Annotated in this window: 22 protein-coding genes and 1 pseudogene; 8 read left to right on the top strand and 15 right to left on the bottom strand. The window is 58.8% G+C overall.

Annotation, left to right across the window (positions count from 1 at the left end):
* On the top strand, nt 1-604 hold a 604-nt coding region (locus tag AACY30_RS24345), incomplete at its 5' end, for an ATP-binding protein (RefSeq protein ID WP_339541243.1).
* A gap of 93 nt (nt 605-697) precedes the next feature.
* Here AACY30_RS24345 and rimK read toward each other — a convergent pair.
* From rimK to rimA, 3 genes are read right to left on the bottom strand one after another with little or no spacing between them, the layout of a single operon-like run.
* A complete protein-coding gene (gene rimK, locus AACY30_RS24350; protein WP_049710586.1) occupies nt 698-1,603 on the bottom strand; it encodes a 30S ribosomal protein S6--L-glutamate ligase in 906 nt (301 codons plus the stop codon).
* Nucleotides 1,600-2,082, bottom strand: coding sequence for a retropepsin-like aspartic endopeptidase RimB (gene rimB, locus AACY30_RS24355; RefSeq protein ID WP_445261454.1), 483 nt, complete (start codon nt 2,080-2,082; stop codon nt 1,600-1,602). The genes rimK and rimB overlap by 4 nt, the downstream gene beginning before the upstream one ends.
* Nucleotides 2,069-2,875 carry a S6 modification regulatory phosphodiesterase RimA gene (rimA, locus tag AACY30_RS24360; RefSeq protein WP_339469111.1) on the bottom strand — a complete coding sequence of 269 codons (807 nt, stop codon included), beginning with the start codon at nt 2,873-2,875 and terminating at the stop codon, nt 2,069-2,071. The genes rimB and rimA overlap by 14 nt, the downstream gene beginning before the upstream one ends.
* A 116-nt stretch (nt 2,876-2,991) precedes the next feature.
* On the opposite strand from rimA, the gene AACY30_RS24365 reads away from it, so the two are divergent.
* Nucleotides 2,992-3,399, top strand: a complete 408-nt coding sequence (locus tag AACY30_RS24365; protein WP_065875839.1) for an RNA-binding S4 domain-containing protein — start codon at nt 2,992-2,994, stop codon at nt 3,397-3,399.
* 27 nt (nt 3,400-3,426) lie between these two features.
* Here AACY30_RS24365 and AACY30_RS24370 read toward each other — a convergent pair whose 3' ends face one another.
* Complete coding sequence (locus AACY30_RS24370) at nt 3,427-4,224, bottom strand: phosphatase PAP2 family protein (RefSeq protein ID WP_339469113.1); 798 nt, start codon at nt 4,222-4,224, stop codon at nt 3,427-3,429.
* A 104-nt stretch (nt 4,225-4,328) separates the two neighbouring features.
* Here AACY30_RS24370 and hslO point away from each other — a divergent pair, with 104 nt between their 5' ends.
* Complete coding sequence (hslO, locus tag AACY30_RS24375) at nt 4,329-5,231, top strand: Hsp33 family molecular chaperone HslO (protein WP_339419930.1); 903 nt, start codon at nt 4,329-4,331, stop codon at nt 5,229-5,231.
* Between the two features lie 179 nt (nt 5,232-5,410).
* The gene (locus tag AACY30_RS24380; protein WP_339469114.1) at nt 5,411-6,952 is read left to right on the top strand and encodes a phosphoenolpyruvate carboxykinase; all 1,542 of its coding nucleotides are present in this window, start codon (nt 5,411-5,413) and stop codon (nt 6,950-6,952) included.
* A gap of 56 nt (nt 6,953-7,008) precedes the next feature.
* On the opposite strand, the gene AACY30_RS24385 is transcribed toward AACY30_RS24380, so the two are convergent.
* The 6 genes and pseudogenes from AACY30_RS24385 to AACY30_RS24410 form a co-directional block, all read right to left on the bottom strand.
* On the bottom strand, nt 7,009-7,872 hold the full coding sequence (locus AACY30_RS24385) for an EamA family transporter (RefSeq protein ID WP_339469115.1): 864 nt from the start codon (nt 7,870-7,872) through the stop codon (nt 7,009-7,011).
* 159 nt (nt 7,873-8,031) lie between these two features.
* Nucleotides 8,032-8,388, bottom strand: a complete 357-nt coding sequence (locus AACY30_RS24390; protein ID WP_064450201.1) for a DUF1493 family protein — start codon at nt 8,386-8,388, stop codon at nt 8,032-8,034.
* Nucleotides 8,389-8,657: 269 nt separating this feature from the next.
* Nucleotides 8,658-8,990, bottom strand: coding sequence for a DUF1493 family protein (locus AACY30_RS24395; RefSeq protein WP_339469117.1), 333 nt, complete (start codon nt 8,988-8,990; stop codon nt 8,658-8,660).
* A 360-nt stretch (nt 8,991-9,350) separates the two neighbouring features.
* A pseudogene (locus AACY30_RS24400) lies at nt 9,351-9,633 on the bottom strand (hypothetical protein).
* Nucleotides 9,634-9,697: 64 nt separating this feature from the next.
* Complete coding sequence (locus AACY30_RS24405) at nt 9,698-10,315, bottom strand: putative adenosine monophosphate-protein transferase Fic (protein ID WP_339541244.1); 618 nt, start codon at nt 10,313-10,315, stop codon at nt 9,698-9,700.
* Nucleotides 10,315-10,485 carry a YhfG family protein gene (locus AACY30_RS24410; RefSeq protein ID WP_096236773.1) on the bottom strand — a complete coding sequence of 57 codons (171 nt, stop codon included), beginning with the start codon at nt 10,483-10,485 and terminating at the stop codon, nt 10,315-10,317. Before AACY30_RS24410 ends, AACY30_RS24405 begins: the two co-directional genes overlap by 1 nt.
* 175 nt (nt 10,486-10,660) lie before the next feature.
* Between AACY30_RS24410 and AACY30_RS24415 the strand changes: the two genes are divergently transcribed.
* The 3 genes from AACY30_RS24415 (at nt 10,661) to AACY30_RS24425 (ending at nt 14,514) form a co-directional block, all read left to right on the top strand.
* Nucleotides 10,661-11,836 (top strand): tetratricopeptide repeat protein, encoded by a 1,176-nt coding sequence (locus tag AACY30_RS24415; RefSeq protein WP_339541245.1) that lies wholly within the window; start codon nt 10,661-10,663, stop codon nt 11,834-11,836.
* A gap of 285 nt (nt 11,837-12,121) precedes the next feature.
* Nucleotides 12,122-14,059 (top strand): RecQ family ATP-dependent DNA helicase, encoded by a 1,938-nt coding sequence (locus AACY30_RS24420; protein ID WP_339469120.1) that lies wholly within the window; start codon nt 12,122-12,124, stop codon nt 14,057-14,059.
* A 23-nt stretch (nt 14,060-14,082) separates the two neighbouring features.
* Nucleotides 14,083-14,514, top strand: coding sequence for an acyl-CoA thioesterase (locus AACY30_RS24425; protein WP_339469121.1), 432 nt, complete (start codon nt 14,083-14,085; stop codon nt 14,512-14,514).
* A 139-nt stretch (nt 14,515-14,653) separates the two neighbouring features.
* Here the strand turns inward: AACY30_RS24425 and AACY30_RS24430 are convergent, their stop codons facing one another.
* From AACY30_RS24430 to AACY30_RS24445, 4 genes are all read right to left on the bottom strand, one after another.
* Nucleotides 14,654-15,133: a YMGG-like glycine zipper-containing protein gene (locus tag AACY30_RS24430; protein ID WP_339419938.1), complete on the bottom strand. Its 480-nt coding sequence runs from the start codon at nt 15,131-15,133 to the stop codon at nt 14,654-14,656.
* Nucleotides 15,134-15,340: 207 nt separating this feature from the next.
* Nucleotides 15,341-17,689, bottom strand: coding sequence for an FdhF/YdeP family oxidoreductase (locus AACY30_RS24435; protein WP_339469122.1), 2,349 nt, complete (start codon nt 17,687-17,689; stop codon nt 15,341-15,343).
* Entirely contained in the window at nt 17,686-18,525 is an 840-nt protein-coding gene (gene fdhD, locus AACY30_RS24440; protein ID WP_339419942.1) for a formate dehydrogenase accessory sulfurtransferase FdhD, read from the bottom strand. The genes AACY30_RS24435 and fdhD overlap by 4 nt, the downstream gene beginning before the upstream one ends.
* Before the next feature lie 97 nt (nt 18,526-18,622).
* Nucleotides 18,623-19,510: a LysR family transcriptional regulator gene (locus AACY30_RS24445; RefSeq protein WP_339427350.1), complete on the bottom strand. Its 888-nt coding sequence runs from the start codon at nt 19,508-19,510 to the stop codon at nt 18,623-18,625.
* Nucleotides 19,511-19,642: 132 nt separating this feature from the next.
* Between AACY30_RS24445 and lysM the strand changes: the two genes are divergently transcribed.
* Nucleotides 19,643-20,083, top strand: a complete 441-nt coding sequence (gene lysM / locus AACY30_RS24450) for a peptidoglycan-binding protein LysM (RefSeq protein ID WP_339419946.1) — start codon at nt 19,643-19,645, stop codon at nt 20,081-20,083.
* Nucleotides 20,084-20,224: 141 nt separating this feature from the next.
* Here the strand turns inward: lysM and yrfG are convergent, their stop codons facing one another.
* Entirely contained in the window at nt 20,225-20,887 is a 663-nt protein-coding gene (gene yrfG, locus AACY30_RS24455; RefSeq protein ID WP_339469123.1) for a GMP/IMP nucleotidase, read from the bottom strand.
* Nucleotides 20,888-20,953: the final 66 nt, after the last annotated feature.

Consider the following 20,953-nt stretch of genomic DNA (forward strand, 5'->3'; position numbering starts at 1 on the left):
GACGCGGCTGCGCTTGTCTCTGGAGTTGATGGGCAACCATAGCGATCTGACCGATGACATGGTCCGTGACATTGAGGACATGGACGCTATTCTCGACCAGTTCCTCGCGTTCATCCGCGATGGCCGGGATGAGGTGGTGGAAGAGGTCGATCTGACTGACCTGGTGCGTGAGGTGGTCGCGCCCTACAACCAGAACGGTGAGCAGGTGCGCATGCGCCTTGAGCCGATCCAGCCTTTTGCGTTGCGGCGGGTCTCGATGAAGCGCCTGTTGAACAACCTGATCGGTAACGCTTTGCATCACGCCGGTTCCGATGTGGAAGTGGCGGCGTATGTATCCGGCGACAGTGCTGCGCCCTATGTGGTGCTGAGCGTCATGGACCGGGGCGCGGGCATCGACCCGGACGAGCTGGAGGGTATCTTCAACCCTTTCACCCGCGGCGACCGTGCTCGGGGTGGTAAGGGTACTGGTCTGGGGTTGGCAATTGTGCGGCGGATTGCCTCGATGCATGGCGGCAATGTTGAGTTGCGTAACCGCGAAGAGGGAGGGTTAGAGGCGCGAGTGCGTTTGCCGCTGGGCTTGATGTTGCCCAGAGATGCGGTATAGGAGCAGCGACAAGCTTCAAGCTATCAGCTGCAAGAAAGAGCAAAAGCAATCTGTCTTCTCCTGCAGCTTTTAGCTTGAAGCTTGTCGCTGCTCTTACCCTTTACCCTTGGTCCGAGTCATATTCGCTCCGCCACTCTTCTCCAAATGCTGAATGATGATCCCCGCCACATCCTTGCCCGTTGTGGTCTCGATCCCTTCCAGCCCCGGCGATGAATTCACCTCCATCACCAGTGGTCCATGGTTGGAGCGCAAGATATCCACACCCGCCACGCTCAAACCCATCACCTTCGCCGCCCGCAGCGCGGTCATGCGTTCCTCGGGGGTGATCTTGATCAGGCTGGCACTACCACCGCGGTGCAAATTGGAGCGGAACTCCCCCGGCTTGGCCTGACGCTTCATCGCCGCAATCACCTTGTCACCCACCACGAAGCAGCGGATATCGGCGCCGCCGGCTTCCTTGATGTATTCCTGCACCATGATGTTCTGCTTGAGGCCCATGAATGCCTCGATCACGGATTCCGCCGCCGTCGCGGTTTCACACAGCACCACACCTATGCCCTGGGTGCCTTCCAGTACCTTGATCACCAGCGGTGCGCCATTGACCATCTCGATCAGGTCGGGAATGTCGTCGGGAGAGTGGGCAAAACCGGTCACTGGCAGGCCGATGCCTCGGCGTGAAAGCAGCTGCAGCGAGCGCAACTTGTCCCGAGAGCGGGCAATGGCGACCGATTCGTTGAGGGGCGATACCCCCATCATTTCAAACTGGCGCAATACCGCGCAGCCATAAAACGTCACCGAAGCTCCGATGCGAGGGATCACTGCATCAAACCCCTCCAGCGGTTTACCCCGGTAATGGATCTGCGGCTTATGGCTGGCAATGTTCATATAGGCACGCAACGTGTCGATCACCACCATTTCGTGGCCACGTTCAGTGCCGGCCTCAACCAGGCGGCGGGTGGAATACAGACGCGGGTTTCGCGACAGCACAGCAATCTTCATGCAGCACCTGGGGCAGAAATAGTAGAGACCGGGAACACCGGCTTGTCTTGAACGTACTTGACACCTGGATTGACCACCAATTGGCCGTCAATCAGCGCCTTGGAACCCAGTAACAGGCGATAACGCATGGCCTTGCGGCACGCGAGGGTGAATTCCACCCGCCATACCCGATCACCCAGCGCCAGGGTTGTGCTGATCACGTAGCGCACCTGCGCGTGGCCGTTGGAGCTTTTGATGGTTTTCATCGTCACCAACTGCGCCTCGCAGCGGCGGTGGCGCAGTTGCACAATGCTGCCCAGATGCGCGGTAAAGCGCACCCATTTCTCGCCGTCGCGCTCAAAAGGCTCGATATCGGTGGCGTGGAGGCTGGAGGTACTGGCACCGGTGTCGATCTTCGCGCGCAGGCCTGCCACTCCCAGGTCGGGAAGTGCCACCCACTCACGCAGACCTACAACGGTCAAATGGTCAAATGTCTTCAATATGGGTAACCGATCGATTCGCCCAGGCCTGGGGTGAAACCTCAGCCAGGGCTTTGAATGCAGGCTTGGCGAACCAATAACCCTGCATCAGAAATATTCCGCAGTCGGAAAGGAAGTCACGCTCACCAGCACTTTCGATGCCTTCGGCAATGACAGTAACTCCTAACTGCTCACAGATTGTGACAATCCCCCGGACGATGATCTGTCGGACACGATCCTGATCGACATCGCGAATCAGCGTCATGTCAAGTTTGATCAAGTCAGGTTGAAAATCGGCCAGCAAACTCAGCCCTGAATAACCCGCACCGAAGTCGTCGATGGCGGTCTTGAAGCCGAATTCGCGGTATTCACGCAGAATATTCGTCAAATGGCGATTGTTATCTACGTGCTCGCTTTCGAGTGTCTCGAAAATCAGCCGGTCCAGCGGAAAATCATGCGCGCGGGCAGCTTCCAGGGTACTGCGGATACACAACTCCGGGCGGTACACGGCGTTAGGCATAAAGTTGATAGAAAGATGGGTTTGCATACCCAGGGCCGCCGCCCCGGCGATCGCTTGGGTTCGGCAGCGTTGGTCGAAACGGTAGCGGTTGCTTTCGTCGACCTGGTCCAGCACAGACAGCGCCCCTTCGCCTTGCGTGCCGCGCACCAGGGCTTCGTGGGCGAAGATCGAATGGTCCCGAAGGTCTACGATAGGCTGATAGGCGAACGCAAAATCGAACCCCAAGGGTTCGCTTTGCTGGCAGCCCACGCAGCGCTGGTCAGGCGAGGTGAGTGAAGTGGGAAAGTCGGTCACAGCGTATCCTCGCGAAAACAGAGTGCTACCTGGCGTATCTTAGGTGAGCCTTAGGGTTTATGCGTCGAAGGGTTTCAACGTTAAAGTTGCGACATTTTTCAGAGCGAGGAATTCAAGTGGCTCAAAAGCAGGAAGAGGAAGAAAAAGTCCGTCTGGACAAGTGGCTGTGGGCTGCGCGCTTCTATAAAACCCGTGCCCTGGCGAAGGCTGCCATCGAGAGTGGCAAGGTGCATCATCGTGGCGAGCGCTGCAAGCCGGGCAAGGAACCGCGCGTCGGGGATGAATTTCAGATTCGTACCGGGTTTGATGAAAAAACGGTCGTGGTCCAGGCGCTTTCCATCGTGCGCCGTGGGGCGCCTGAAGCGCAGGCGCTGTACACCGAGACCGAAGCCAGTATTGCTAAGCGTGAAAATGCGGCGGCGATGCGAAAGGCCGGCGGTATCGGCATGACCACCGATGGCAAACCGAGCAAGAAGCAGCGCCGCGACTTGTTCAAGTTTCGCGGCAGTGGCAATGATGACTGACCCAGCGCGGGGCAAGCCCGCTCATTACTACAAGCGTATGACGCTTAGCCGACTAATCAGTGGCACTCGTTGAAACAGCCGGAAGACGGGTGCCGTCACCCGCAACAACCCACCCGACACCTTGGCCGCAAACGGTGTGTAATACCCCCACCCCAGCGCCAACAGTGCCAGCAACACACCACCGATGTAGTCGTCCTGCCCCCAGTGCGCCCCCGCCACCAGGCGCGGCATCATGAACAACAGTGCCAGGCCCCAAATCACCAGCACCTGGCCGGTGCGCTTGGCGAACACCGTCATGAACATCCCCCAGATCAACAGCACCGAAGCGTGATCCCCCGGGAAACTCTGGCTCGAACGGTCCTTCAGTTCCCACGTCTTTTCCAGCCCTGGGAAGTAGTCGCTCATCTGGATCGCCCCGCTGATTACCATCGACGGGCTACTGTGTTGCCAGCCCATGTGTGCCGCGAATTTGGAAAACAGCATGCGGATAAACAGCAACAGCAGCAGAATTCCGACAAAACCGAACAGTGCCTGGCGCACCTGCACGGCCTTGAATACCCAATCACCGCGAATCAACAGCAGCAGCAGAATCACGCCGACCACTGCGTCGAACGGTCGCAAACTGGCCACGGCCCACACGTGCAGCCATGTGGAGTTGCTCGCGAGCGGTTCATTGAGCAGATGAAACAGCCACTCGTCGAAAACCACACACAGCATCTGGCCCGTGGGCCACAGCCAAAAACACAGCAGCCCGATCGCGAGTAGATTGCACCAGGCCCATCCCCCGAGGTTCCACTTGGCTTGGAACAAACCCGGATTGTTCATAAACTGTACCCCACGGCTCTAGAAAACAGCACCAAAACGGTGCTAAAGCGTTTAATTCTATAAACTTTGTAATCAATTTGTCATCAATTCAGATACCCAGACCTATGACTGATCTACCGGATACCGACTTCACCCAACGCTTCATCTTCGACGAGAACGATGCCCGCGGCGAACTGGTCTCGCTGGAGCGCAGCTATGCCGAAGTCCTTGCCAAGCACCCTTATCCGGAGCCGGTTGCGCAACTGCTCGGCGAGCTGATGGCGGCCGCCTCGCTGCTGGTGGGCACGATGAAATTCGACGGTCTGCTTATTTTGCAGGCGCGGTCTGAAGGTCCGGTCCCGATGCTGATGATCGAGTGCTCCAGCGAACGCGAAATCCGTGGCCTGGCCCGTTACGACGCCGACCAGATTGCCCCGGACGCCACCTTGTCCGACCTGATGGCCAACGGCGTGCTGGCGATCACCGTCGACCCAACCGAAGGCCAACGCTACCAAGGCATCGTCGACCTCGACGGCGAAACCCTGTCGGACTGCTTCACCAACTACTTCGTGATGTCCCAGCAAGTCGGCACCAAGTTCTGGCTCAACGCCGACGGCAAGCGTGCTCGCGGCCTGTTGTTGCAACAGTTGCCGGCTGACCGCATCAAGGACGACGATGAGCGCACCGATAGCTGGCGCAAGCTGACCGCCCTTGCCGGTACGCTGACGGCTGAAGAGCTGCTGGGCTTGGACAACGAAACCATCCTGCATCGCCTGTACCACGAAGAGGCCGTGCGCTTGTTTGACGCACAGGGCCTGCGCTTCCGTTGCAGCTGCTCCCGTGAACGCTCAGCCAATGCCTTGGTCAGCCTGGGCCTGGAAGATGCCCAGGATCTGGTGGTCGAGCACGGCGGCAACATCGAGATCGACTGCCAGTTCTGCAACCAGCGCTACCTGTTCGATGCGGCCGATGTCGCCCAATTGTTCGCCGGCGCAGGCATCGATACCCCTTCCAACACCCGCCACTAAAACGTTTAAGCACAGGTGAATCACCTGACAATTGCCGGTTTAGCGCTGTTCTGACGGGAGGGCCCTACTTTTTTTGGGCTTTTCTGGCATAATCCGGCCCACTTTTTTCGCGGTAGTAGTGCGCAACTTTCTACTACAAAACGTTTGGAGCACTCGGCCATAGGCCGACGGGGAACCTCATGACGCAAGCCAACAACGCCGTATACACCGATCTGAGTGTTGATGATCTGGTTAAAGAAGCCCTGCAGCGCGGTGAAGGCGTGCTTGCCGATACTGGCGCACTGGTCGTAGAAACGGGTCACCGTACCGGTCGTTCGCCGGTCGACCGTTTCATCGTTGAAGAGCCTTCCACCCAGGACGCCATTGCCTGGGGCCCGATCAACCGCAAGTTCCCGGCCGACAAGTTCGATGCCCTGTGGGCTCGTGTCGAGGCATTCAACAACGCGCAAGAGCATTTCGTTTCCCACGTCCATGTAGGTGCTTCCGAAGACCACTACCTGGCCGTGAAGATGACCACCCAGACTGCCTGGCAGAACCTGTTCGGTCGTTGCCTGTTCATCAACCCGGCCCAGTACAACCCGGCCGGTCGTGACGAGTGGCAGGTGCTCAACGTGGCCAACTTTGAATGCGTGCCTGAGCGTGACGGCACTAACTCCGACGGTTGCGTGATCCTCAACTTCGCCCAGAAGAAAGTGCTGATCGCCGGTATGCGTTACGCCGGTGAAATGAAGAAAGCCATGTTCTCGGTACAGAACTTCCTGTTGCCGGCTTGCGACGTACTGCCGATGCACTGCGCCGCCAACATTGGCGAAGCAGGCGACGTGACCTTGTTCTTCGGCCTGTCGGGCACCGGTAAAACCACCCTGTCGGCCGACGAAAGCCGTTACCTGATCGGTGACGACGAACACGGCTGGGGCGAAGGCGTGGTGTTCAACATCGAAGGCGGTTGCTATGCCAAGTGCATCGACCTCTCCGAGAAGAACGAGCCAGTCATCTGGAAAGCCATCAAGCATGGCGCTGTGCTGGAAAACGTGGTTATCGACGATGCCAAGCACGCCGACTACACCAACGTCAGCCTGACCCAGAACAGCCGCGCCGCTTACCCGCTGGAGCACGTTGCCAAGCGTTCCGAGAAGAACCTGGGCGGCGAGCCAAACGCGGTGATCTTCCTGACCTGCGACCTGACTGGCGTACTGCCACCCGTGTCGATCCTCAGCGAAGAACAAGCGGCCTACCACTTCCTGTCCGGCTACACCGCACTGGTAGGCTCGACCGAAATGGGTTCCGGCAGCGGCATCAAGTCGACCTTCTCCACGTGCTTCGGCGCGCCGTTCTTCCCGCGTCCGGCCGGCGAATATGCTGAGTTGCTGATCAAACGCATCCGCGGCTTCGGCTCCAAGGTCTACCTGGTCAACACCGGCTGGACCGGCGGCGGCTACGGCGTCGGCAACCGCTTCAACATCCCGACAACTCGCGGCGTCATCGCAGCGATCCAGAGCGGCGCGTTGATCGGTGCTGAAACCGAACACCTGGACACCATCAACCTCGACGTGCCGTTGGCCGTACCGGGCGTTGAGACTGGCCTGTTGAACCCACGCAACACCTGGGCCGACAAAGCGGCCTACGACGAAGCGGCGAAAGCCCTGGCGGGTCTGTTCACCGAGAACTTCAAGAAGTTTGACGTGAGCGATGCTATCAAGGCGGCTGGGCCTAAGTTGTAAGATTCGGTTGTTGTAAAAAAGCCGCCCCTCGTGGGCGGCTTTTTTGTGCGCAAGCGTTAGTCGGCGATGTGCAAAACCACCGCACCGACCAGCACTAACACTACCCCCGAGACCTGCACCGCCGACAACCGCTCCTTGAAAAACACAAACCCCAGCATCGCCGCGATCCCGCCAGACAGCGTGCTGATCACCGTCACCACCGACACCGACCCGGCCATCGCCCCCCACGAAAATGCCGAGAACCCGCCCAGGTTCATCAAGCTCGCACCGGTCAAGGTGGCGCAGTTTTTCAGCGGTGGAATCTTCAGGCCGTCCTTGATCTTCAGCACCACCACCACCAGTACGCACAGGCCCACCAGGTAACCCAGCCACAACATGGTGATCGGCCCCAGTGCGGGCAACGTGTAGCGGCCTTGCAGCCAGAAGCTGGTGCCGTACAGCAAGGCGGCGAGCAGGGCGTAGGCGATAGACAGGCGCGGGTTGTTGTGGGGGACGCCGTTGTCTTGGTGGATGCTGGAGAGGATCACGCCGACGACGCACAGGCCGATGCAGCCGAGTTGGATCAGGCTGATGTGTTCACCGCTGGCCCAGGACAGCAGCGTGGTGACAACGCCGTAGGACGTCACCAGCGGCGCGACGATGGCGGCTTTGCCCAGGGCGAAAGCCTTGGACAGCGCGAGGGCGCCGGAGACGGTGAGCAGCGCGGCGGTGATGCCCAGGAGCCAGACGCTCAACGGGGCATTCAGGGATTTGAACAGGTAGGCGGGGAAGATGACCAGCAACAGGGTCATGATCAAAAAGCCGAGGGCTTGGCCGAAGTACACGGCGCGTTTAACGCCGACGGCCCGAGCGTTGAGCCCCACGAGGAAGTCCGTGCCGCCCCAGAGCAGGGCGGCCAGCAGGCCCATTATTACGTCCATGTACGGTCCTTGATAGGTAGGCAATTCGCCAGGTTAGCGCATAACCAATGTGGAGCGGGCTTGCTCGCGAAGGCGGAGTGTCAGGTTGAATATTTTTCACTGATCCACCGCATTCGCGAGCAAGCCCGCTCCCACATTTGACGCTCAGCGTTCTTGGGTTCAGCTGAGGTTTTCCAGGGTTTGCGTGTCCCAGCTGTGAGTTTTGATGGCCAGGTAGAGCATGCCAATAGTCAGTGGCACCTTATCGCCACGCCCTTTGGCGCGGTGCTTCAAGAACACATCAAACACCGGCGGCTGGAAGTAACGATAAGCGTCGTAGTCGCCCAGGTCGACCGCAAAATCCTGCTCCAACGCCTCCATGAATTGCTTGGCCTCGGCGCGGTCGCAGCCAAGGTCGAAGTTGATTGAGGTGTCGAGGCGAAGGGTCTTGTGTTTCGGCAGGCCGATTTCTTCGTGCAGCAATTGCAGAAGCTGCTGCATCGCGGGATCTTCGGGGAAGTTGGGGGCCAGGTTCATGGTGGGCGCACGCGGGAGTGGGTGAGGGGGAGGGTTGCGTTTTAGTCGGTATTTGTTGCGGGTGATGAAGAGTGCCAAGCCTATCAAGAATACGAAGATAGGGAGGAAGGGCATTCTGAGGATTACTGCCACGTAGGGTAATAAGAACGTCAATGCTAGGCCGGTTATGAGGCATGTGACTGCAAGGCGTTTTCTCAGGATAGCGTCAGTGATTTGGTAATGCAGTACAAGGTAAAAACCGAAGAAACAGGCTATTTGCAGGACGATATTCATGACTTTTGAAATCTCCTTGCTTCGAGTGCCTGTGTGTTCCAGCGTTTGGCTTTGACGGCTTGGTAGAGCATGTCAAGGGTGAGCGGAATTTTGCCTTTGCTGCCTCTGTCCACATGTCGCAAATACCTGTCAAAGCCTCGACGCTTGAAATAGCGATTGCTCCTGTAGTCTCCGAACCTCATGCCGAAATCCTGCTTCAGTGCTGCCATCAATTTTCTAGCCTCAGAGCTGCTACATCCGAGGTCATGATTTATTGAAGTGCTGAAGCTGAGAGCTTGATGTTTGGGCAGGCCCACGTCTTCATTCACGAGTTGCAGAAGGTGAAGCATGACGGGGTCGTCGGGAAAGTCGGCTGCCAGGTTAGTTGTGGGGGCGACGAGCAATGTGTGAGTGCCGGGGCAGTTGAGAGGGCGCTAGTTTCGGTCATGCGAAGGGGGGTTATGTAGAGGGCGAAGCAGGTGTTTTAAGCCGTTTAGGAAGAGGACTACGTTGTATTTAGCGGCCTCCCACAGGGCTGTCCGACATTTTCGGTTTGACAGTGATTTTTTGGTCAACACCCTTTCAATGTGGGAGTCGGGCTGGCCCGCGATGGCGGTGTGTCAGGTGCATAAATATAGCCTGATATACCGCTATCGCAGGCAAGCCAGCTCCCACAGGTTTGGCTCAGTGGCTGACTTGGTTGTGGTGGGTTATCGGCTGCCGGGCAGTTGAACGTGTTGCGCCGCTTCCAGCAGATCACAGCCATCCCGCACGAGCAGGTACAAGGCGTTAATGATGTGGGAAATATCGTTGAGGTCAGCGTGTTCGTAGGTCAGGCAGGTGAAGGTTTCCAGTAAGTCTGTGGCAGCGCGGATTCGCGGCGCTCTGGATGTCTTCTGCTGTGGCTTCGGTGTCGATGATGAGAGGATGAGTGTCGGTGAAGTTGGTGCGTAGCTGGCGATAGACGTTCGCAAGGCAGGTAGTGGCACTTATGTGTGCTGTTTTCGAGTGACCAAACCTTAGAAGTGAGCGTTATTTCGAGCAATAAACCGATGGTTTAACCGGTGCTGATTCGATCAAGCACTGACGGCTTACTGATACACCGCTCAAAAATCGCCTCCAGCCCCCGATAATCACACGCCACCGCATCAATGTTCGCCGGTATCCATGCCGCGTGTTTCACCAGCCACCAGTTAACCGAGAACCCCGCATTCACAATGATCTGTTCGAACAAAATCCGTTGCGCCCGGCCGTTGCCCTCACGAAAAGGGTGGATGACGTTGAGGTCGCCATAAGCCTCGGCAATCAACTGCACCAGTTCGGCCTGGTTCGCACCCACATACCAGTTGGCCTGTTCCATAGATTGGATGATTTTCGTCGCTTCCGGCGGAATGCGTTCCGGCGTGCAGAACAGGGTGTCGCCTTTCTGGATGTTGACGCTGCGCAGCTCACCGGCCCAGTCGTAGATATCGCCGCACAGGGTGCGGTGTATGTGTTGCAGCCGGCTAAGATCGTAGGGCGGTGGGTAGAGCGGGAGGCTGCCTACGGCGATTTCAGATAATTCGCGCTCGGCTTGATGCAGGAGTGATTCGTCGCGCAAATCGAGGCGGTTGCGCAGGATGCTGCTATCGGGATAGCAGTATGGGTCCTGGCCCACCCCGTATTTGTCGAGCATCAGTGTGGGGTTTTGCGGTACTTGGCAAGAACCGCTTCGCGGGTCGGCAAGGGTTTGTCGACGTCGGCCGGTTGGGTGTCGAACCCTTCCAGGCGCAGGCTGGCCAGATAATTGGAGCGGCGGATCTTGTGGTAGTGATCCTGTTTTTGCTCAAACGTCGGTTCGCTCATTGCAGCGTACTCCTGGGTCGCAATGTTCAATTGTAGCGCAATGCTTGCGGGGGGAGGCGAGATAAAAACCAGGTCACATTCCGCACAAAAAAAACGCCAACCCACCGAATTCAGCGTATGTTGCACCGCAAAATCTTGTCGGGCGATTCCGCCCAGCACTTAAAGGGAGTTAAGCATGGGTTTGCTTCGTGTCGCCTCGGCGATGTCATTGTGTGCGGTGGCTTTTTCGATCCAGGCCGAACAGTTGCCGATCGAGGTGCTGAGTGCGGTGGTCAAGGACCAGAAAATCGCCGACGCCGAAGTGCTGCTGCAACGCAACGGCGCACAAAACGTGGTGGGCCGCACCAACGCTCAAGGCCAGGTGACCCTCACCAGCGAAGCTGCCGATGATGCCAGCAATCTGCTGATCATCAAAAAGCCCGGCTATTCCAACCTAGTGGTGAAGTGCCCTTGCAAAGGCATGACGTACGCCATCAGCCCGGTGATGGAAAACCTCGACGGCCTGCGCGTTGTGCTGACCTGGGGTAAAACCCCGGAAGACCTCGACTCCCACATGATTTTCCCGGGCAACAACATCTTCTTTGGCAACCAGAAAGGCACCGACGCCGAGCTGGATGTGGATGACACCGACAGCTACGGCCCGGAAACCATCACCCTGCAGAAAAAGCACTACGGCGAAAGCTACGTCTACGCCGTGCATGACTTCACCAACAGCGGCAATCCAGGCTCGCGCCAGCTGTCCAACAGCGAGGCCAAGGTGTTTGTCTACATGGGTCAATCCTTGGTGCGCACTTATTACGTGCCGAAGAACCGCAGCGGTAACCTGTGGACCGTGTTCCGCATGACCGGCAGTGGTGACTTCCAGGACATCAACAATTTCAGCGGTGTGACGGTTGATGCCCCGAACGTGCTCAATGAAGTAAAGGGGTTGCTGGATGACAGCGTGGCGGTCACGGCGGTAGCTGTCAGCTCTTCCGCACAGACCGATGCGAAGCGTCTGAACGTGCAAGGTGAAGCGGCTTACCAGGCCGGTAACCTCGACCAGGCGATTGACCTGTTTCGTCAGGCCATCGATCTGGACAATAATTTCGGGAAGGCCTACGGCAACCTCGGCCTGACGTATCAGAAAGCCGGCAACACCGCCGAGTCGATCTGGGCCAACCGTAAGGCGATCGCCCTGGCGACCGGCGCGAATGCAGCGACCGTGCGGGCAGGCGCCTACTACAACATTGCGCGGATCTACGAAGCCGCGGGGCAATTCTCGGATGCCTTGCGTCACTACCAGTTGGCGAAAGAGCAAAAGGCCAACCCGGTGTATGACACTGCGATTGAGCGCGTGCAGAACCGCTGATTCAGTCGTAGCGCAGGTCTAAAAGTGTGGGGGCGGGCTTGCCCGCGATGGCAGTGGTTCAGTTGATACTTATGTCGACTGACACACCGCCATCGCAGGCAAGCCAGCTCCCACATTTGGTTTGTATTCTTCTCACAAAATCGAGTGAACACTCCCACTTCGGCCCTAGGCCATGCCTCAGCCTGTGTATCATCCTGTCTCTTTTTTCCTTGCGACCTTTCTCGATTCGCTGAACACGCTGGTCTATGGTTTGGGCTCGTTCAGCGGTCAATGGAGTGACAGCCTATGCACGACACCCTCCAGCAGGTCTTTGGTTATCCACAGTTTCGTTTGGGCCAGGAGCAAACGGTCAACGCCGTACTGGCCGGTCGTTCGGCAGCGGCAATTTTTCCTACCGGGTCGGGCAAGTCCCTGTGTTACCAGCTGTCTGCGGTGTTGCTGCCGCACCTGACGCTGGTCGTGTCGCCGCTGTTGGCGTTGATGCAGGACCAGCTTGGTTTTTTGCAACGTCACGGTATTTCGGCAGGCAGTATCGATTCGGCCCAGAGCCGCGATGAGGCCAATGACGTGATGGCGCGTGCGCGTTCGGGCGAGTTGAAAATCCTGATGATCTCGGTTGAGCGCTTGAAGAACGAGCGCTTCCGTAACTTCCTGCAAAGCGTGCGGATTTCGTTGTTGGTGGTGGACGAAGCGCACTGTATTTCCGAGTGGGGCCACAACTTCCGGCCGGACTATCTGAAGCTGCCGGACTACCAGCGCCAGTTCAATATCCCACAAGCGCTGTTGCTGACAGCTACAGCGACGCCCAAGGTGATTGCCGACATGCAGGCGAAGTTCGCCATTGCGCCGGACGATGTGGTCACCACGGGCTTCTACCGGCCCAACCTCAATCTGTTGGTGGAACCCGTCAGCGGTGCGGACAAGCGTCGTCGTTTGGTCCAGTGGATGAGTGAGCGCGCCAATCAACCCAGCATCGTCTACGTCACACTGCAGAAAACCGCCGAGCAGATTGCCGAGCACTTGAACCGCAACGGTATCGAGGCCGAGGCGTATCACGCTGGTCTGCCCCACGATAAGCGCGAGGGCATCCAGCGCCGCTTCATGGGCGGGCGCTCCAATTGCATCGTCGCCACCATCGCGTTTGGCATGGGCATCGACAAGAGTGACATCCGCAACGTGGTGCACTTCGACCTGCCCAAGTCCATCGAGAACTACAGCCAGGAAATCGGTCGCGCGGGGCGTGATGGGCAGCCGTCTGACTGCCTGGTGTTGGCCAACCGTGACAGCCTCAACGTGCTGGAAAACTTCGTGTACGGCGATACGCCGGAGCAGGACGGTATCCGTCGGGTGCTGGAAGAGTTGCAGGCCGCGAGGGGCGATGGGCAGTGGGAGTTTTTGCTCAGGTCTTTGTCGGACCACAGCAATATCCGCGAACTGCCGTTGAAGACCCTGCTGGTGCAGCTGGAGCTCAAGGGCGTGATTGCGCCGCGCTACGCGTTTTATGCCGAGTACCGCTTCAAGTACCTGATCGAGCCAGAGGCTTTGCTGGCGCGATTCTCCGGCGAGCGGCAGCAGTTCGTGGCGGCGATCATCCAGGTATGTAAACGAGCGAAAACCTGGGCGACGGTGGATTTCGACGCGCTTTATCAACAGCACAATGCCGAACGCAGCCGGGTGGTGAAGGCGCTGGATTACTTCCAGGAGCAGGGCCTGATCGAGCTGGAAAGCAAGCAGATGACGGAGGTCTACAGCCTGCTGGATACCGATTTTGATCCGCAGGTGCTGAGCGCGGAGTTATACACAGGCTTCAAGCAGCATGAGGTGGGTGAAGTGGCACGGATCCACGCCATGCTTGATCTGTTCGCCACCGAGCGCTGCCTGGGGCAGCGCCTGGCGCAGTACTTTGGCGATGAAAACGCACCGCTGCGTTGTGGGCATTGCTCCGTGTGCCACGGCCACGTTGCGCACCTGCCGCCACCGCCAGGCTTGCCGCCGCTTGTGGATAAAAACTTCATGGGGCTGTGCGGTGATTTTATCCACAGGCATCATGAGCACACCGGAGAACTGCCGGGCGCGGAACGACTGACACGGTTCCTCGGCGGGATCAGTGTGCCGTTGTTTACCAAGTTGAAGGCGCGGGGTATTCCCGGTTTCGCTGCGTTGGAAGACTACCCTTACGCTGAAGTACGCGAGTGGGCGCAGGCCCATTTGAATGACCTGTAAACCCACCTTCGCGAGACTTACCGATGCCTGACTCAGTGGCACAACGTGCAGACTACGCTCACTTCCAGCCCATCATCACGCGCTGGCACGACAACGATGTGTATGGCCATGTAAACAACGTGACTTACTACAGCTTCTTCGACACAGCGGTGAATACCTACCTGATCGAACAAGGTGGCCTGGATATTCATGACGGTGAAGTAGTGGGGTTTGTGGTGAGTTCGGCGTGTGATTATTTTGCGTCGATCGCCTTTCCGGAGCGCATCGAAATCGGCCTGCGGGTGGGCAAGTTGGGTAACAGCTCAGTGCAGTACGAATTGGCGGTGTTCAAGGCAGGCGAGGAAGAGGCCTGTGCGGCGGGGCGCTTTGTGCATGTGTTTGTTGATCGAGGGTCGAACCAGCCGGTGACGATTCCGGGTTCGCTGCGCGAGGCGTTGCAGCGGTTGTTGGTCTAGCCCAATCCCACTAACACCACGGAGCCAAATGTGTCAGCGGGCTTGCTCGCGAAAGCGGTGGGTCAGCTTAAAATGCGTTGGCTGACACTCCGCATTCGCGAGCAAGCCCGCACACAGTGGATGCGGTGTTCTTTAGAGCTTACCGGTGACGGTAGTGATGCTTGTTCTTGCGATGCCCATAGGCATGCCCGCGTCCACGGTGATCGTCGCGGTCATACCGACGCTTATCACGGCTACGCGAACGACGGTCGTCGTCATCGCTCTTGTTACCCATGTAGTTACCCAGTGCACCACCCGCGCCGCCGCCGGCGGCTGCGCCGATCAGGCTGCCGGTGTTGCCGCCCATGCTACGGCCAACCACGTTGCCGCCCGCTGCACCCAAGGCGCCACCGATGGCGGCTTCGCCACGGCTGCGTTTGTCGGCACCCACCGCACTGCCGCCCGCGCCGCCCAGGGCTGCGCCGATGGCCGAGCCCGTGTTGCCGCCGATCGACTGGCCGACAACCGAACCGAGTACCCCGCCCAATGCGCCGCCCACACCGGCTTCGGTGGTGCCACCGGCCATGGCTGCGCCACTGACCAGGCCAAGGGACAACAAGAGAATCGAGGAGAACTTCATAGAGAGACCTCAAGAGGATGACGGCGCGATCCTGAGGCTGTGTCGACATTGTGACAATAGAAATCCGACCAGTAACACGAGTTGTACACAATTCGCTAAGTCACTGTTTTAGCTGGGGAACTTAAGTCAAATTAGTGAGTCTTTAGCTACTTGGGAATGGCCGCTTTTATGCAAAAGCGGCCTTTTTTTGCCCGGAATTCATGGCATTTACGCCGAGCGGGCCATGATCAAGCCATTGTCACTTGCCGCTTCCAAGCGGATCGCCACGAACTTCGACGTCGGCGTATGGCTGCCATCCCCGGTGCTTTCCAGCGGCACCAGTGGATTAACTTCCGGGTAATAAGCCGCAGCCTGCCCCGCCGGAATATCAAACGCCAGCAAGGTAAAGCCTTTCACGCGGCGCTCACGCCCGTCTTCCCACAGCGACACGATGTCGGCCTTCTGCCCAGGCTTGAAGCCCAGGCGGATGATGTCGGCTTCGTTGACGAACAGTACGTCACGCTGGCCCTTGACCCCGCGATAACGGTCGTCCAGGCCGTAAATAGTGGTGTTGTACTGATCGTGGGAGCGCATCGACTGCATGATCAGGTCCGGCACGCGGCCGGTGGCGTGGGTGCGTTCATGGATCAGGTCTTTGGGCAGGATGTTCGGGCGGAAGTTGGCGCGGCCCGACGGCGTGTTCCAGCGGCGCGCACCTGCGGAATTACCCAAGTAGAAACCGCCCGGATTTTTGATCTTCTCGTTGAAGTCCTTGAAGCCAGGAATGGTGTCGGCGATCAGGTCGCGGATACGCCCGTAGTCCGCCACAAGCCAATTCCAATCCACGGGTTTGCTACCCAGGGTGGCGGCCGCAATGCCCGCGAGGATTGCCGGCTCCGATTTCATCAGCTTCGACAGCGGCTGCAGTTGGCCGTTGGAACCGTGCACCATGCTGAACGAGTCCTCTACCGTTACCGCTTGCGGGCCATCGGCCTGGATATCAATGTCGGTACGGCCCAGGCACGGCAGGATCAGCGCGTCTTTGCCGTGCATCAGATGGCTGCGGTTGAGCTTGGTGCTGATCTGTACGGTCAGGTCGCAATTGCGCAAGGCTTCGAAGGTGCGTGGGCTGTCCGGCGTCGCTTGGGCGAAGTTGCCGCCCAGGCCGATAAACACCTTGGAGCGGCCTTCGAGCATGGCATGAATCGCCTCGACCACGTTGTGGCCGTTGTCACGCGGCACCTGGAACTGGAAACGTCGCTCCAGGGAATCGAGAAACGCCACCGGTGGGCGTTCATTGATGCCCATGGTGCGGTCGCCTTGCACGTTGCTGTGCCCACGCACCGGGCACAGGCCGGCGCCAGGGCGGCCAATGTTGCCGCGCAGCAGCATCAGGTTGGCGATTTCCTGGATGGTCGGCACCGAGTGGCGGTGCTGGGTGATGCCCATCGCCCAGCACATGATCACGTTCTTGCCTTTGGCGTACATGCGCGCCGCTTGCTCGATCTCGACCAGGGTCAGGCCGGACTGCTCGACGATTTCATCCCAAGAGGTGTCGTCGATCTTGCCCAGGTAATCCAGCACATTAGCGGTGTGTTCGTTGAGGAAGTTGTGGTCGAACACCGCTTCCTTGCCTTCGGCCTGGGCCTGGCGTTCCCACAGCAGCAGGAACTTGGCCATGCCGCGCAAAATTGCCATGTCACCACCCAGCGCCGGGCGGAAGTACGCGGTATTAGTCGGTTTGTCGCCGTTGGTGAGCATTTCCAGCGGGTGTTGCGGGTGTTGGAAACGTTCCAGGCCGCGCTCTTTCAGCGGGTTGATGCACACCACCTGGGCGCCGCGTTTAACCGCTTCGCGCAGCGGTTCGAGCATGCGCGGGTGGTTGGTGCCGGGGTTCTGGCCCCAGACAAAAATCGCGTCGGCATGTTCGAAGTCATCAAAGGTCACGGTGCCTTTGCCCACGCCCACGCTCTGCGCCAGGGCCACGCCGCTGGCTTCGTGGCACATGTTCGAGCAATCCGGAAAGTTGTTGGTGCCGTAGGCGCGCACAAACAGCTGGTACAGGTACGCCGCTTCATTGCTGGCGCGGCCCGAGGTGTAAAACTCGGCCATGTCCGGGCTAGGCAGGGCGTTGAGGTGTTTGCCGACCAAGTCGAAGGCCGCTTCCCAACTGATGGGCAGGTAGCGGTCGGTTTCGACGTCGTAGCGCATCGGCTCGGTCAGGCGGCCCTGGTATTCCAGCCAATAGTCGCTCTGTTCAATCAAGGCGCTGACGCTGTGCTTGGCGAAGAACGCAGCATCCACGCGACGTTTGGTGGCTTCCCAGTTCACCGCCTTGGCGCCGTTTTCGCAGAATTTGACCATGCCGCTTTCCGGCGAGTCGCCCCAGGCGCAGCCCGGGCAGTCGAAACCGCCGTTCTGGTTGGTCTTGAGCATCATGCGCAGGTTTTTCAGCGCGTTGTCGCTGGTCAGCCACGCCTGGGCCACGCTGATCAGTGCGCCCCAGCCGCCAGCCGGGCCTTTATAGGGCTTGTAGCGTGGGGTTGGGGTTTGGTCGGCTTGGTGATGATTGCTCATGGCTGGTACTCCATCGCAGGGCTGTAGACCCGCGGCGCGCTTTTCTGCGGCAGGTGGATGAGATTGAGGTTGTGCCGGCGCGCCCATTGCAGGGCCAGGCCGGTGGGTGACGACAGGCTTACCAGGGTCTGGATGCCCGCGCGCAGGACTTTCTGTATCAATTCGAGGCTGCAACGGCTGGTGACAATCGCCAAGCCGCTGTCAGTCGGGATCTTTTGACGGATGAGTGCGCCAATCAACTTGTCCAGGGCGTTATGCCGGCCGATGTCTTCGCGGCCCAGCAGCAATTCGCCCTGGCCGTTCATAAATACCGCCGCATGCACCGCGCCACTGTATTGGCCCAAGGGCTGGAACGCGCTGATGCGCTGGCGCAGGCCGTCGAGCCATTCGGCAGGCGGCAAGGGTGCGCCGGGCAGCACTTGCAGGTCTGGCAAGGCTTGCTCCACCGCTTCCACGCCGCACAGGCCGCAGCCGCTGGTGCCGGCCAACTGGCGGCGCTGCTGCTTGAGGTTCCAGAAGGCACGGCTGGAGATCTGCACCTGAGCGTATTGGGTCGAGCCCGAACCGCTGAGTTTAAGATCATATATGTCGCTAACGTCGGTGATAATGCCGCTTCCTAGGCTGAAGCCGACGATGAAGTCTTCCAGGTCGGTGGGCGTTACCAGCATGACCGCCTGGCTGATGTCGTTGTAGGCAATCGCCAAGGCCACTTCTTCCGCCAATGCAGTACTGGCGACTTCTGTGTGTTCGAGGTTGCAAAACTGGTAGCTCTGGCTGGCGGCGGGCGCGGGCGTTTCAACAGCGGGCGCCGCGCAGACTGGACGCTTGGCGTTCATGGGACAGTACCACCGACGGATTGATCAGTGCTCAGACTAGGCGCGACAAAGCGTCACGTCTAATTGCCAGTACTGATCTACCGATAGATGACGTCGATCAAGATTCGATTTGCGATTTCTGATACAGCGCGAAACACGCCTCCGCCAACGCTGAACGCGGCGCGCTGCGGCGCATGATCAACCCCAGGCGGGCCAGTGTATGAGCGTCTTCGATCGGCTGCAGGCGCAGATGTTCGGTGAGCGCATCCAACCCCCCATCCAGCGGCATCACCGCGCAGCAGAGGCCGCCGTGCACAGCTTGTAACAACTGATGGACGGCATCGGTCTGCAGCAAGGGTTGCGGGTTGAGCCCACGGCTGTGGAAGTTGTGGTCAATGGATTGGCGAAAGTGCATGCCACTGGTCAGCATGCCCAGGGGCAGCTCGATCAGCGCTTCCCAGCTCAACGGCGTGTCACCAAAGCTAAAGAAGCGCTGGTCGTAAAGCAGGCCCATACGGGTTTCGCCCAACGCCAGCGAGTCGAAGCGTTCGTTGTCCAGGCGTTCGAGGTAAGACACGCCCAGGTCCAGCCGATTGCTCGCCAATTGTTCAAGGATCTGTTCGGAGCTGAGCGCCGACAGTTCGAAGCGCAGGCTCGGGTGTTCTCTATGCAGTTGCTGCATCAACGCCAAGGGATCGAAGCTCGACAACGGCACCACGCCCAGGCGCAACGTACCCACCAGGTTACCGCGACAAGCTGCCGCTTCGGCCTGCAAACCGTCATATGCCGCCAGCACCGTGCGAGCCCAGGCCAGCACCCGTTCACCGGGGGCGGTAAAACCTTCGAAGCGCTGGCCACGGTTGACCAGCGATAGATCAAGCTCTTCTTCAAGGTTGCGCAGGCGCATCGACAGAGTCGGTTGGGTGATGTGGCAGCGCGCCGCCGCCTGGCCGAAGTGACGGGTTTCGTCGAGGGCGATGAGGAATTTCAGCTGTTTGATGTCCATCTTCGCTCCAGGGCATATTCCAATGGCGGTGGGATTCTAGCGCGTTTGGGTCTTGGGCCGGGCTGGAACCCAAATCCACAGGACTGGTCTAGTCTTGGGCATCTGGAAATCAAAAACCAAGGAGAGCGCACTATGAGCATTTTTAGCTTTATCAAGGAAGCTGGCGAAAAGATTGTCGACCTGTTGACGCCGGGCAATGCAAACGCCAGTGAGCAGTTGAAGGACCACGTGTCCAAAGTGGGTCTGGGTAATCCGAACGTGCAGACCACGGTAGAGGGCGACAAGGTGACGGTGACCGGTGAAGTCGCCACCCAGGAAGAGAAAGAGAAGATTCTGCTGGCGCTGGGCAATATTGCCGGTGTGGCCAGTGTGGATGACCAGATCACTGTCACGGGGCCGGCTGTCGAGGCTGCCACTTTTGTCGTAGTGAAAAAGGGCGACACGCTGAGTGCTATTTCTCTCTCTGTGTACGGTAACGCCAATTTGTATAACAAGATTTTCGAGGCGAACAAGCCGCTGTTGTCCCATCCGGACAAGATCTATCCAGGCCAGACGCTGCGTATTCCCAAGTAATACGAAGGCCTAAATGTGGGAGCGGGCTTGTGTGGGAGCCGGGCTTGCCCGCGATAGCATCGCCTCGGTTTGAGCTAAACACCGCGGTGCCTGCATCGCGGGCAAGCCCGGCTCCCACATGGATCTTCTCCCACTTGGAGGTTAGAGTCCGACAATGAGATCTCGGTAATCACCAACCGCTGCGAATTCAGCGGTGTCCTTGGGCCCTTTCTTACTGTCCGGCTCTTTCACCGCCAGCAAATGCCCCACGCCAAACGCCTGGGCGCTGCGCAGGATCGGCAACGTGTCGTCGATAAACAGGCTGCGGGCGGGGTCGAAGTTGATGTCGGCTTGCAGGGCATCCCAGAATTGCGGGTTTTCCTTGGCGAAACCGTAGTCGTGGGAGCTGATCAACCGTTCGAAATATGGCGCCAGTTCAATGCGTTCCAGCTTCAATGACAGTGAATCACGATGCGCGTTGGTGATCAGGATCACACGCTTGCCGGCCCTTTTGATTGCCGCCAGGAACATGTCGGCATCCGGGCGCAGGGCGATCAAGTGGGCAGTCTCCAGCTTGAGTTCGCGCACCGGGATCTTCAGCTCCGCGCTCCAGAAATCCAGGCAATACCATTGCAACTGTCCGGCGTTATGCTCGAACAGGGGCTGCAACTCCATCTCGGCCATGGCACGGCTTACGCCGTGCAACTCGGCGTAACGCTGGGGCAGGTGCTCCATCCAGAAGTGATTGTCGTAGTGCAGGTCGAGCAGGGTGCCGTCCATGTCCAGCAGGACGGTGTCGATGGCGTGCCAGGGCAAAGAGGGCATGGGGCGTTCTCATGTAAGTAAAGATATCCGACACAGACAATCGGAAAAGCCACGGTATAGTAACCC

The organism is Pseudomonas sp. RA_5y_Pfl1_P24 (assembly GCF_963970945.1).
Lineage (GTDB): Bacteria > Pseudomonadota > Gammaproteobacteria > Pseudomonadales > Pseudomonadaceae > Aquipseudomonas > Aquipseudomonas tritici.